The sequence below is a fragment of the Streptomyces sp. DvalAA-43 genome (assembly GCF_900091725.1).
In the GTDB taxonomy this organism is placed as follows: Bacteria; Actinomycetota; Actinomycetes; order Streptomycetales; family Streptomycetaceae; genus Streptomyces; species Streptomyces pulveraceus.
The window spans coordinates 260,846-272,417 of the sequence record NZ_FMBW01000030.1 but is presented as its reverse complement, the minus strand read 5'-3'; the positions used below and the strand labels follow the sequence as shown (position 1 = coordinate 272,417).

Annotated in this window: 9 protein-coding genes and 1 tRNA gene; 4 read left to right on the top strand and 6 right to left on the bottom strand. The window is 68.1% G+C overall.

The window, feature by feature from the left end; genetic code table 11:
• Window positions 1–222 precede the first annotated feature (222 nt).
• On the bottom strand, window positions 223–1,437 hold the full coding sequence (locus GA0115234_RS07230; protein WP_256088656.1) for a CapA family protein: 1,215 nt from the start codon (window positions 1,435–1,437) through the stop codon (window positions 223–225).
• A gap of 171 nt (window positions 1,438–1,608) precedes the next feature.
• Between GA0115234_RS07230 and GA0115234_RS07225 the strand changes: the two genes are divergently transcribed.
• The 3 genes from GA0115234_RS07225 to GA0115234_RS07215 all read left to right on the top strand — a co-directional run bounded on the left by GA0115234_RS07225 (window position 1,609) and on the right by GA0115234_RS07215 (window position 5,075).
• Window positions 1,609–2,427: a hypothetical protein gene (locus GA0115234_RS07225; RefSeq protein ID WP_093540010.1), complete on the top strand. Its 819-nt coding sequence runs from the start codon at window positions 1,609–1,611 to the stop codon at window positions 2,425–2,427.
• A gap of 407 nt (window positions 2,428–2,834) precedes the next feature.
• Window positions 2,835–3,614 carry a calcium-binding protein gene (locus GA0115234_RS07220; protein ID WP_093540009.1) on the top strand — a complete coding sequence of 260 codons (780 nt, stop codon included), beginning with the start codon at window positions 2,835–2,837 and terminating at the stop codon, window positions 3,612–3,614.
• Between the two features lie 339 nt (window positions 3,615–3,953).
• Entirely contained in the window at window positions 3,954–5,075 is a 1,122-nt protein-coding gene (locus tag GA0115234_RS07215; RefSeq protein ID WP_093540008.1) for an FAD-dependent monooxygenase, read from the top strand.
• 361 nt (window positions 5,076–5,436) lie between these two features.
• Here GA0115234_RS07215 and GA0115234_RS43265 read toward each other — a convergent pair whose 3' ends face one another.
• From GA0115234_RS43265 to GA0115234_RS07190, 5 genes are all read right to left on the bottom strand, one after another.
• A complete protein-coding gene (locus GA0115234_RS43265; protein WP_237541119.1) occupies window positions 5,437–6,237 on the bottom strand; it encodes a hypothetical protein in 801 nt (266 codons plus the stop codon).
• A 94-nt stretch (window positions 6,238–6,331) separates the two neighbouring features.
• Window positions 6,332–6,404 (bottom strand) — tRNA-Arg (locus GA0115234_RS07205).
• Window positions 6,405–6,698: 294 nt separating this feature from the next.
• Complete coding sequence (locus tag GA0115234_RS07200; RefSeq protein WP_093540007.1) at window positions 6,699–7,550, bottom strand: immunity 49 family protein; 852 nt, start codon at window positions 7,548–7,550, stop codon at window positions 6,699–6,701.
• Between the two features lie 11 nt (window positions 7,551–7,561).
• The gene (locus GA0115234_RS07195) at window positions 7,562–10,363 is read right to left on the bottom strand and encodes a hypothetical protein (RefSeq protein ID WP_093540006.1); all 2,802 of its coding nucleotides are present in this window, start codon (window positions 10,361–10,363) and stop codon (window positions 7,562–7,564) included.
• Entirely contained in the window at window positions 10,360–10,785 is a 426-nt protein-coding gene (locus tag GA0115234_RS07190) for a DUF6507 family protein (protein WP_093540005.1), read from the bottom strand. The genes GA0115234_RS07195 and GA0115234_RS07190 overlap by 4 nt, the downstream gene beginning before the upstream one ends.
• 107 nt (window positions 10,786–10,892) lie before the next feature.
• Here GA0115234_RS07190 and GA0115234_RS44275 point away from each other — a divergent pair, with 107 nt between their 5' ends.
• Window positions 10,893–11,432 carry a transposase domain-containing protein gene (locus tag GA0115234_RS44275; protein ID WP_093540004.1) on the top strand — a complete coding sequence of 180 codons (540 nt, stop codon included), beginning with the start codon at window positions 10,893–10,895 and terminating at the stop codon, window positions 11,430–11,432.
• Window positions 11,433–11,572 lie beyond the last annotated feature (140 nt).

The window sequence follows — 11,572 nt, the reverse complement described above, 5'->3', positions numbered from 1 at the left end:
TGAAGCGGGCGGAGTGTGCGGCTCGGGCGGAGAGTGCGGTCGGGTCCGGCAGGTCGCCGGTCCGCAGGGGTCAGCCGATGGGACCCGGCCCCGTAGCCGCTCCCGTACGCGCTTCCGTACTCACTCCCGTGCACACCCCGGGACCGGGGTTCACTCCCGGTCTTGATCCCGGTCTGGTCCCCGGCCCTGATCCCGGACCCGATCCCGGTCTGGTTCCCGGGCTCACTCCGGCAGGCCCTTCAGGGGTTTCAGTCCGTCCTTGACGGCGCCCCGGTTGAGCAGCGTGCCCTGGGTCCGCTCGAAGGCCATCCGGTATCTGGCCCGTTCCGTGGGCGGCAGCTTGTCGGCGTCCTCCAGCGAGGTCGCCAGGTCCACCAGCCGGTGGTCCTTCACCGCCGCATCGGGATCCTGTGTGCCGTTGCCGTCGGCATCCGGCGGAATCGTCAGCAGCGTCGGTACGTACCGGGCGTCCACGTCCCAGGTGTCACCGCGTTTGTGGAACTCGAACCAGCCGATGACGCCTTCCTCGGTCAGTCCCGAGGGCACGTCGTGCCGCGCCACCTGATTGCCCAGGCCGTACGCGATCCACGTGTTGCCGATCTTCTCCATCGGCTGCACCACATGGGCGTGGTGGCCGATCACCAGGTTGATCCCGGTCTCCCGTGCCAGCCTGCGGGCCAGCTTCAGCTGCCCGTTGCTCGGGTCCGGATGGTGCTCGCGGCCCCAGTGGATGCTGAGGATCACCACCTCGGCACCGGCCTTGCGGGCGGCCTTCTCTGCGGCGGCGATCCGCTTGAAGTCGGTCTCGTTGGTCAGCCACGGCTTGTCGGCCGGGACCTTCCGCCCGTTGAAGCCGAAGGCGTAGGACAGCTGGGCGACCTTCACGCCCTTGACGTCCATGATCAGCGGCTTGGCGGCCTCGGCGCTGCTGCGCGCGGACCCGGTGTGCTTGAGCCCGGCCCCGTCGAGTGCGTCGAGCGTGTTCCGTACGCCGGAGGCGCCGTGGTCGAGGGTGTGGTTCGAGGCCGTCGAGCAGGTGTCGTAGCCGACGTCCTTGAGCGCCGTGGTGATCTGCGGCGGCACGATGAAGTCGGGGAAGCCCTCGAACGGTCCCTGCGGCTTGCCCGCGACCGGCTCGAAGTGGCAGATCGCCAGATCGGCCTTGCTGATCACGGGCTTGACCCCGGCCATCAGCGCATGGAAGTCGATCTTCTTCCCGGTCTTGTCCCCGGCCGCCGCGGCGTCCTTGCGTCCCTGCTCGGTCAGCTGGGGGTGGATCAGGACGTCGCCTGCCGCGGCGACGGTGAAGGAAGGCCCCTCCTTCGCATCCGCGGAGTCGCTGCCACCACCCGTGACCGAGCAGCCGGTGAGGGCCGCGAGGAGGAGCACGGGCGCGGTGGCGCGAGCGACGGAGACGGAAGATGAATGGCGGGACACCCCTGATATTTTTATATGTCTATGGCAGGGAATTCGACCTCGAAGGTAACGATCAAGCGAACACTGATCGGTATCGCCGTGATGGTCATCACTCTCGGGGCACTCGTGGCCCTTTTTGTACCGTTCGGGGGCCGAGGGCCGGGTGCGGGGGACGACCGCCCCGGAGGTTCCGTGGCGGGTGGCCGCGACGGCGTGGATCTGGCCCGCCGCATCACCGACTTCACCCACGACACGGTCGCGCGCAGCGACTACCTACCACCCCTGCGAGCCCAGCGCCGTACCGCCGCCGAAGCCGTGGGCCTCTTCCTCGACGGCCGGCGGGCCGAGGCCGGGCGCCGCCTCGACGGCATCGACTTCGGCATCAGCACCTTCACCGACACGGTGACCGGCCGCCGGTTCGCGGAGATCTCCGACCGGGCGGCGGAGGGCCACCGGGGCTGGGGCCGGATCTACATCGACCTGAGCGCCACGACCCGCTGGTCGGTCCAGGTGCCGCACCCGGTGGCCGACTCCGGCAGCGAGCAGCTCGGCATCGGAGTGCTGCGGGCCCGGCGGGGCGGCGTACTCGTCATGGCCGGCGCCCACCGCAACGCCGACCGGAAGGGCCGCGCCGACGTGGCCCACCGCAGGGACACGGTGTTCGACGCCGTCTGCGACGAACTGGCCGCCCGCCACCTCCCCGGCCTCCAGGTCCACGGCTTCGCCGACAGCACCGAACCGGGCTACGACGTGATCGCCTCCCTTGGCTCGGCGGACAAGGGCCTGCCCACCGCCCGCCGCACCGCGACGGCACTGCGCCACGAGGGCTTCGCCGTCTGCCGCGCCTGGGCCCGCCGCTGCGCGCTGGAGGGCCGCGGCAACGTACAGGGCAGAGAGGCGGAGGACCAGGGCGTGCCGTTCCTGCACATGGAGTTCAGCCGGACCGTCCGCGACGACGCGTCCCGGGTGCGCCGCGCGGCGGCGGCGATGGCGGCGTCCCTGCCTTCCTGAGCGGGGGCCGCAACCGCCTCCGTCCGCGTGATCGCGCCGCCGGAGCCGGAATGGATCAGGATCAGGGACTGGGTATCTCCTCGATCCGTCTGCGGTCGAGCAGATACTGGGGCAGATGGGCCGGATGCGGCTGGACCGACGGGAGAGGGAACCCGTGGCCGAAGGCGAGGCACGCCATCGCCAGTGGTCCCAGGGCCAGTTGGGCGCCCGGCGCCGCCGACCCGCCCCCGCCGCAGAGGCCCAAGTGCGGTCGCCAGCCCGGCGGTTGGCGCAGGGACGGGACGGGCAGCTGCCCAGCAGACCAGCGAGCCGAGTCGCCGAATCGAATAATCAACAACGTGGTGGACCCTTGGCCAACGTCGTACGCTCCCCCTTGATCGATCAATGAAATCCGTGGGGGGATATTCATGCGTACAACCATGCGCCTCGCCGTGCTCGGCACCGGCGTCGCACTGGCCGTCGCCGCGACCGGGGTCACCGCCGCCCAGGCGGAGGACGGCGGATCGGGCGACATCACGATCGACAAGGTCGTCATCAACGGCGGCAAGCCTGTCGTGGTCGGTACCACCAACGTGGTGTCCGCCAAGGTCTCGGTGACCGCATCGGACGATTCCGGCATCGCCAAGACCACGTACATCAGCGCCTTCGGCCCGAATCCGAACTACGCGCAGATCTGGGACGACGAGATCAAGTGCGTCAAGGCGAGCGCCACCACGTCGACCTGCACGGGCACGCTGACGTTCGACCCAAAGGCATCGGTCGGCTTCGTCGGCAACAACGCGGCGGCCACCTGGAAGCTCGGCACGCTGGTCTCCGCCAATGACCTCGACTACATCCACCGCGACGCGGCCACCACGTTCAAGGTGCAGCGCTACTCGAAGCTGACGGTCAACGCCTCGCCGGAGCCGGTGAAGAAGGGCAAGACCATCACGGTCACCGGCAAGCTCTCCCGGGCCAACTGGGAGGACAACAAGTACCACGGCTACACGAACCAGTCGGTGAAGCTGCAGTTCCGCAAGAAGGGCAGCAACACCTACACCACGGTGAAGACCATCAAGTCCAACTCGACGGGCGACCTCAAGTCGACCGTCACCGCCACCACCGACGGCTACTTCCGCTACAGCTTCGCGGGCACGGCCACGACCCCGGCAGTCAACGCGGCGGGCGACTTCGTCGACGTCCGATAGCCACTGGCCACCGGCCACGCACGGAGCCTCCTCACCGGGGCGGCGTCTCTGCCGGAGAACCGGAGCCGCCCCTTCGAGGGAATGCGGCCTCCATGGGGACTGGATGTGGACTCCATGGGCTTCCGGCAGCGAAGAGCCCTCCCGTCCGAAGGAACGGGAGGGCTCTCGACACCTCTGACCTACTGCGTGGTCAGAGCCCCCGGCAGGATTCGGGCCTCTTGCGGTGGGCGACATGCTGCCTACGGCTCAATGGCGGGTTGCCGCGTCGCAGTCGCTCAGCATGTGCGTGCAGGTGTCCGAGTGCCTTGGTGATGGTGGAAAGAGGTCCCGGTGGCCGGAATGCGCGTGGTGATCGTCGGCGGTGGTATCGGCGGTCTGGCCGCGGCGGTGGCGCTGCGGGCCAAGGGCGTCCATGCGGATGTGTACGAACAGGCCCACCGGCTCGGCGAGGTCGGGGCGGGTTTCATGCTCGCGCCCAACAGCCTGCGGGTGCTTGAGCGGCTCGGTCTCTACGACAAGGTCACCCGGATCGGGGCTTCCATCACCGGATTCGCGGTCTGCGATGCGGACGGCACGGAGGTGTCCTCGTTGTCGCTCGGTGGAGACGACGGGTACACCATGTTCGGCATGCACCGCGCGGACATGGTGGACCTGCTGGTCTCCAGCCTTCCGGGCGACGCATTGCACATCAATCACCGGTGTGTGGCGTTCAGACAGGACGACGACCGCGCCGTGGTGACGTTCGAGAACGGGGAGAGCGCCGAGGGCGATGTCGTGGTCGGCGCCGACGGCATCCATTCGGTGCTGCAGCAGTATGTCGTGGAGCCACGCGACCCGGTGTTCTCCGGCCTTACGGCATACCGCGGCGTGATGCCCGCGGAGCGGGTGCCCGACTGGCCCGATGGTGCCGTGCGGTTCTGGAACGACGGCACCAAGAATCTGCTGGTCTACCCCGTGCGCAGGGGTGAGCTGCTGAATTTCGTGGCATTTACCGCGGCCGATGAGCAGACGCGTGAGTCCTGGTCGGCGCCGGGCGACCCACAGCGGTTGGCCGTCGATTTCGGCGACGGCTGGGATCTGCTGGCACGCAAGGTCGTCTCGCAGGTCGACGCGACCTTCCGGTGGGGTATCTACGACCGGGAAACACTGCGGCAATGGTCGCAGGGGCGGCTGGCGCTGCTCGGCGACGCGGCCCATTCGATGCTGCCCTACATGGGGCAGGGCGCCAACCAGGCCATCGAGGACGGGATGGGGCTGGCCACGCTGCTGGAAGGGGTGAGCACCGCCGACGTGCCCCATGTCCTGGTCCGCTACCAGACGCTGCGGCGCGATCGTGCGGCCCGGTTCCAGCAGGGCTCCCGGTTCAACGTTGAACTCATGGCCGCGGACAAAGCCCCGATCCTCGGCACGCCCTGGATGTACGACTACGACGTCGAGGCCGAGGCCCGCACCCTGCGCTGAGGGCGGAGCAGGTGAGACGGGCCGGCACTTCGCCGGACGGGGGCTTCGGGCCGCGCTCGCCCCGACTGGTTGGTGGTGAGGTGGTATTCGGACTTCACGCTGATTGAGGTGCGCCTCGCAAGTGCCGCGGTGGCGCTGGGCGGGGTGGCCGGCCGGGAGGGTGCAGAGGCCCATCGCAGGTTCAGGTCAGCGCTGCGCGGCGGCCGTACCTGTCGGAGCCGAGTAGGTCGTACTGGGCAAGGGAGTTGGCGATGGCGGTACGGAGGTTCGCAGTGTTCTGGGCATGCAAGACAACAACTGCGTCTCATCAGACCGGATTTGAAGGTCGGCAGACAATGCCGAGCCGACTCCATGCGCCCGTTCATGGCCGAACCAACCTGTGGTGTCCGAGCCTGGGCTTCTTTGGCCACCAGATACCTTGAAGGGTTCCGATGCCTCGACCCGTAGCTGTTGTGGACGTGAGAGTCGGCTCGAACCGCTGCTCATGCGCCTCGGCGATGATCTCCCGAGCGGGCCTGCGCGGGGTGGTTGCGTGCCGCTCGGCAAGATCGGCTAGTGCTGCGTCGTGGCGAGCCTCGCGTTCCTCGTCCAGTGCGGCTTTCATCGGCCCGAAGCCATCGGCGAGCACCCACAGGAAGTCGGGCAGGTCGCCCTCGACTCCTTCGGTGATGAGCGGGATGGCGTTGTCGCGGCCGACCTTGCAGATCGGTGCCATCCCTCCGCGGATCGACATGGAAGAACGTGTGGCCGGCGTTGCAGCTCCGCAACGGCTCGCGGTCGGCGAGATGGTCGGGTGCCTGGGAGGCGAGGGCGCGGCACCGCCGTAGATCGTGGGTGACATGTGGGTGTACTCGCGGGACGGCAGTCCGTAGCGGTCGGCGGAGGCCCGCATCTGGTCGGCCTCGTGGGCGTTGTGCCGCGTGATGATCAGCGCCAGGCCAAGGGGGAGGTCGGCTTCGTGGGCGGCGGTCAGGCCCTGGAGGAACATCCGGTACGCGCCCTTGCGGCGGGTCGGTCCGTCGTAGGACTTGGCGGTGGCGCCGTACAGGCTGAGGGTGATCCGGCTCGGGCGCCGACGTGTGAGCGGGGCCAGGTGCTTCGGGGCGGCGAGGCGGGAGCCGTTGGTGAGGATCTCGACGAGCACGCCGAGGTCGTGGGCCATCCGGTACGCATCCGGGAATAGCTTGTCAATCACCGGCCGCCGGAAGCCCTCCCGCCCACTCGGGCGGAAGGGCTTCTGACCTGGTGCTTTGCTGTGCCCCCGGCAGGATTCGAACCTGCGACACCCGCTTTAGGAGAGCGGTGCTCTATCCCCTGAGCTACGAAGGCGGGGATCTGTCGATAAGCGTGTCTAAAACGGTGCCGCGCACGGAGCGGTTTCTTGACGTGCTTTGGACAGATTGGTGATCGACCGATGAGGGCCTGCTCGCCGCCGCCAGTGTAGCGGGTGGCGCGCTCGATGTACGGGGGGTAGGGGGCGCTGAGGGCTTCGTGGGCGAGGCGCTGGAGAACTGGTGCGGGTGTGACCTGCTGTCCTGGGCTGACGCGACGATCGGCGCCATGGCCTCGGCCGCGTTGTCCGTACGGAACGCGTGGCGGGGAAGGAGGGTGGTCATGTGCGCCTTACGTGGGGAACTCACCGCACCAGTTGCGTCCCAGGAGGGTGGCAGGCAGGTACTCGGACTCGACTTCGATAGGGATGCCCGCGTCGTGGGCGAAGCAGGCCATGGCGAGCGGCGCGAGCGCGACGAGGCCCGAGATCAGGCCGGCCCGGGTCTCATCGGTCCAGTACTCCTTGTGCCACTGGAGGGCGGCGGCGAGAGCGCGGTTGAAGCCGGCGTGGTCGTTGCGGATGACCCGGTGGAACATCTCCATCGGCGGGTAGAGGAGCTTGCCCACCGTCTCCTGGTCGGCGATGGTGTCCGAGTCCGCGCCGTCGACCGCGGCCACCAGCTTCGAGCCGAGGCCGTCGCCGCCGAGCCAGTAGGTCTGGAGGGCGTCGATCCAGGCGTACTCGAACTCGTCGTAGTGTGGACCGTTCTCCCGCAGCAGAGACAGGGGCACTCGGCACAGGGCCGTGATCCTTTCCCGTTCCCGGCACACCACGGCGAGGTAGAAGGCCGTGAGCCAGGTGCCCGGGGTCACGTACTGCTGCGTACCGGTGGCTTGGAGAGTGCGGTCTTTGTGCGCGATGCGGCACTGGACGTGGCTCTCGGTCGTGGTCGCGACGGCGAAGACGGCGGAGCCGATCTGCATCGAGTTCACCCAGGCGTCCCAGGTGGGGAAGATCGATCCTCGCGGGTCCAGCAGGCAGTGCCCTTTGGCCAGCATGAGCGAGGTGTCGAAGGCCTCGCCCAGACCTGTGGAGTCCGCCTCCAGACCGTCGATCCACCCGTCGACGCTCTCCTGGAGAACAGCGAGGCCCGCTTCCGCGTTCCCCGTGGGAAAGGGGTGGCGGGGAATGATCGAGACCAACGCGTTTCTCCTTAGAAGAGTTTGAAGTAATGGAGCACGGCCCCAGCATACTGACCGGTGTTCTCAGAGGCCTGGACGAGGACGTAACGCAGGGTCTTGTACTTGATGGCGTTTTCGAGCTCGATGATGTATTTGGCCTCCCCCGGTGAAGTCATGACGCGATCCTTCATATCGGCAACGATCGTGCGGACGTACTCAAGGGATCCCTGCTTCACCATGAAGTCGCGGTCGAGTCGACCGTTGCCGCGGCGCCACTCCAGCGTCCCATTGGGGCTCTTCGCCTCAACGATGATGAGGTTGCCGTTCTTGTCACGCCAGAGCTGGTCGAACCTCTTCGAACCGTTGGCCGTCTCAGGGAGGTCGGTGATCTCATGGGCACCTTCGAACTCATTCTGCAGAAGCATGTGGTGCCTCGCGGCGTCTTCTCCGAGGTCCTCACCCAGCTTGGAGTTGTTGGCGATGCCCTCGCCGACCGTCTGGTTGTAGTGCTCCTGTGCGTGGGCCAGGTCGTACGCGTTCTCAAGGCTCGGATTCTTCTCAAAGACCTTCTCGGCCGCGCTCAGGTCCATGCCTGCCATGCGCTTGGCCGCAACCTTGTCGAGGTGCGTGAGTTCGTCGGGGACGACAGTGGCCCTGTCCCTCTCCAAGGGGGTGAGGTGGAACCCGCCCGGGTGTGCGTGCGGGATGTCGGATGCAGCGATCCACGTGCCGGGAACCTTCTCGGTCAGCTTCGGCAGGGGTTGGCCGTCGACCAGCGCGTCGGCATTGTTGCGATAGCCGGGACCCCACTTGTCGTAATGCTCCGCCCGCCAGACCGGGTCCTCGTTGGCCAGCCGGACGTGCTCGCGGGTGATGGCCATGCTTTCCTCAGGCGTTCGGTCCTTGACCGGAACCTCACGCGCAGCCTCGTACTCCGCGCGGTGGGCCGCGCGGGTCACCTCGTCAGGGGCTGCCGAGGCCGGAGGTGCGTGGTGGCCGACGCCCGTGCCGCCCGGTCCGTCCGGCTGGTGGCCGCCCGCGGGCGGGGGCTCGTGGTGGCCGCCACCGGTGGGTGGGCCGTCCGTGTGACCGGTGCCGCCCAGGCCATCTGTGTGGCCAACGGTCGATGGGGTGTTCGTGTGGCTGCCCGTGGAGGGGGTGTCGCCGTGGCCGCCCCGGGGAGCGTTGAGGTCGTTGGAGGGCCCGTGCCCCGCGTGGCCGCCATCGGTGGTGTCCGGGCGGGCGCCCGGTGTCTGGTCACCCACGCGGACCGGGTCGGAGATGTCGCTGCCCAGCCGGATCGCGCCGCCGCCGCGCCCGCCGACGCCTGCCAACTCGTGCTCCGGGGCCTTGACCGTGGCCGGGGAGTCCACCTTCGGGGCGTCGACGCGCGGGATGTCCGCGCCCGCGTCCGGCTTGCCCGTCGGGGCGTCCTTCGCGTGCTGGGTGATCGCGCCGTCTGCGTCGTAGATATTGCCTTTGGGGTCCATGAACCGCGACGGACCGTCCACCGGAAGCTTCACCGTGTCCGGCGGAAGAGCGGTGGTGCCCTCGGGGAGCTTGATGTTGCCGTCGGGGAGCTTGATCGCCCCGTCCGGAATCGCCGAGCCCGACGGGAGGTGGATTGCCCCGTCGGGGAGGTGGACGGCACCTTCGGGGAGAGCGATCGCACCGTCCACGTTGATGCTCGGGGTCTCGAACCTGCCCAGGCCCTTCAGCCCGGCCATCACGTCGCTGATCTTCGAGAGTCCCGCGCCCGCGCCCTTGAAGACGTAGGTCATGGGGTCGACGATCCGGCCAGCCTTGCCTGCGAAGGAGAGGGCCTTGGCCGCCATGCCGGCCTTGCCCGCGCCTGCCGCTGCGCCGCCGGTGCCGCCGGTGAAGACAGTGGTCAGGACGTTGAAGGTGACCGCCCCGGCAGCCCTGGAGGGGTTGCTGCCCCATTGGTCCCAGGCAATCAGTGCCTTGCCGGTCTCCTTCATCGCGGTGCGTGAGTCCCTTACCCAGGAAGGGAGTTTGTCGTCGGGGAGTGCCCAGAAGGCGGCGTTCACACCGGGGATGATCGCGATCGCTATTCCGGTGGCGAGTTTGGCCAGGCCGGTCCACGCCTGTTTCGCGGCGTCCCAGCCGTCGACGCCGACCAGGGTGCCCAGGCCCTTGATGGTGCCCCAGACGCCGTCGACGACAAAGCCCTTGCCGAAGTCGTAGGCGTGCTCCCACACCTGCCACCATGGGGTCGATTCCTCGACCGCGTCTCCCCAGGGCAGGCTCTTCGCCTGTTTGAGGGCTTCGGCGTCGTAGCCGTACATGCCCTCCTTGGTGGAACCGTCGTTCGTCTTGAGTGCCTTGCCTCCGACCAGGGCGACGATCTTGGCGTGGCAGGTCCGTTCCACCTCCTGGAAGGCGGCCCAGACCTCGGCTATCTCATTGCGACGGTGGTTGTTCTCCTCGACCAGGTCGCCGTCCTCGCGCCACTTGTCGTCGCCGTCGACCTTGACGCGGAAGGCGACGGCGTCCCGCTTGAGTTCCTTGAGCTTCTCGACCAATGGGTAGGCGTCGTCCGAGTAGGTGCCCAGGGCGCCGGCGATGACGCACAGGTCCGAGCTCAGATCGAGTCCGGTGTCCGCGACCGGCTTGGTCGTGGCGAACAGTTGCTCCGCTTCGGGGGCTTTGTAGAAGGAACGCAGTCCGCCGAAGCTGGTGTGTACGTCACCTGCGGCCGTCGCGATCTCCGCGCCGTCGGTGGACAATGCCGTCACTTTTGTGTCGAGCAGGGCCAGGTCACCGGTGAAGACCGGTATCCCGACCGGGTCGACCGGAGCGTTGCCGCTCATCTGTGTCCCCCGGTGTCCTTGAGGAGGTCCAGGCGTATGGCCTTTGCCGCGTTCTGCGCGTGCTCGGCGGCTTCCAGGTCGCCTTCGCAGTACGCGTTCGTGGCTTCGACCGCTCCCAGGACGGCCGCCTCGATGCGCTCGGCCATCGCCTTGAAATCCTTCTGGCGCTCTCCCAGGTACTCGCCCAGCGCCGCGGCCACCGGCCCCGTCGCCTTTTGCGACAACGGCGCCTGTCCCGGTGCCACCGGGCCCTGCAGAGGTGTGGTGGCCTGTGCCCCCGGCACGGCCGTACCTGCCGCCTGCGCAGCCTCCGACATGGTCGCCATCAGCGCGGTCAGGGCCTTCTCCAAGTCTCCGGCATGCGTGCCGGTGACCTTCAACTGGCCCTGCACCCCCTGCGGTCTGATGTCCCATGCCACCATGCGAGAGCCCCCTCCGCGCGCCGATCCGTCTCAGCGTTGTCACTCAGCCGGTACCGGTGCCGCAGCCTCCGGCTCAGACCACCCCGGCAGGTTGAACAACCGTTCGCATGTTCATCTTTATCAACCCGAGCGTCGCTGGTGCAATCAGTAAATTCCGATCGGCCACACCCGAGGCCGCGAAGTCGACGGGACCCCTGGTGGACGAAGGCGTTCCGCCAAGATCAAGCCGGCCCACCGAGCGAATCCCACTGAGCCTTCAGCCCGCCATCACCACGATCACGCGTTCCCTCATGGTTGCCTTCGGGCTGTTCGCCCCAGGGCCACCTCGGCGAACTGACGCCGTATGTCACCCTCAAACGGTTCGCGCGGTTCTGGAGGAGACCGGCCGCCTCCAGCGGCGGCTGCGGGCACTGCCCGCCCGAGTCGCCGTCTGCTTCGTCCTCGCACTTGTGTTGCTTCCCGAGCTCTCCCACGCCACCTGGCGTCAGCCCACCGCTTCCCTGGGCCCGGCGAGGCCGCCGAGAGTCTCCGAGGCCGCTCCGCAGCACCTGCGCCGCCGCCTGTCCCCAGCTTCGTTCCAGCTCCTGTTCCACACCGTTTGGAGAATCGGAAACCCGTTTCGAGCCCCTGAGAGGGAGTCGCCCTGATCTGGGGAGTCATCGTTCTGGACACATCCCGCGAAGACGGGGACTTGAGGAGCACCCTGGCAAAACCAGTGAGTGGATCTTCGACGGGATGCACAAGCCCGCTGGGCGGGCGTGGTGCCCTGCACTCTGCGATCTCGCTC

What these genes read in the sequence shown, in the direction of transcription:
- GA0115234_RS07190 (WP_093540005.1), bottom strand. Translation starts at nt 10,785, where the DNA reads ATGGTGGCATGGGACATCAGACCGCAGGGGGTGCAGGGCCAGTTGAAG.
- GA0115234_RS07215 (WP_093540008.1), top strand. Translation starts at nt 3,954, where the DNA reads ATGCGCGTGGTGATCGTCGGCGGTGGTATCGGCGGTCTGGCCGCGGCG.
- GA0115234_RS44275 (WP_093540004.1), top strand. Translation starts at nt 10,893, where the DNA reads ATGTTCATCTTTATCAACCCGAGCGTCGCTGGTGCAATCAGTAAATTC.
- GA0115234_RS07195 (WP_093540006.1), bottom strand. Translation starts at nt 10,363, where the DNA reads ATGAGCGGCAACGCTCCGGTCGACCCGGTCGGGATACCGGTCTTCACC.
- GA0115234_RS43265 (WP_237541119.1), bottom strand. Translation starts at nt 6,237, where the DNA reads ATGGCCCACGACCTCGGCGTGCTCGTCGAGATCCTCACCAACGGCTCC.
- GA0115234_RS07220 (WP_093540009.1), top strand. Translation starts at nt 2,835, where the DNA reads ATGCGTACAACCATGCGCCTCGCCGTGCTCGGCACCGGCGTCGCACTG.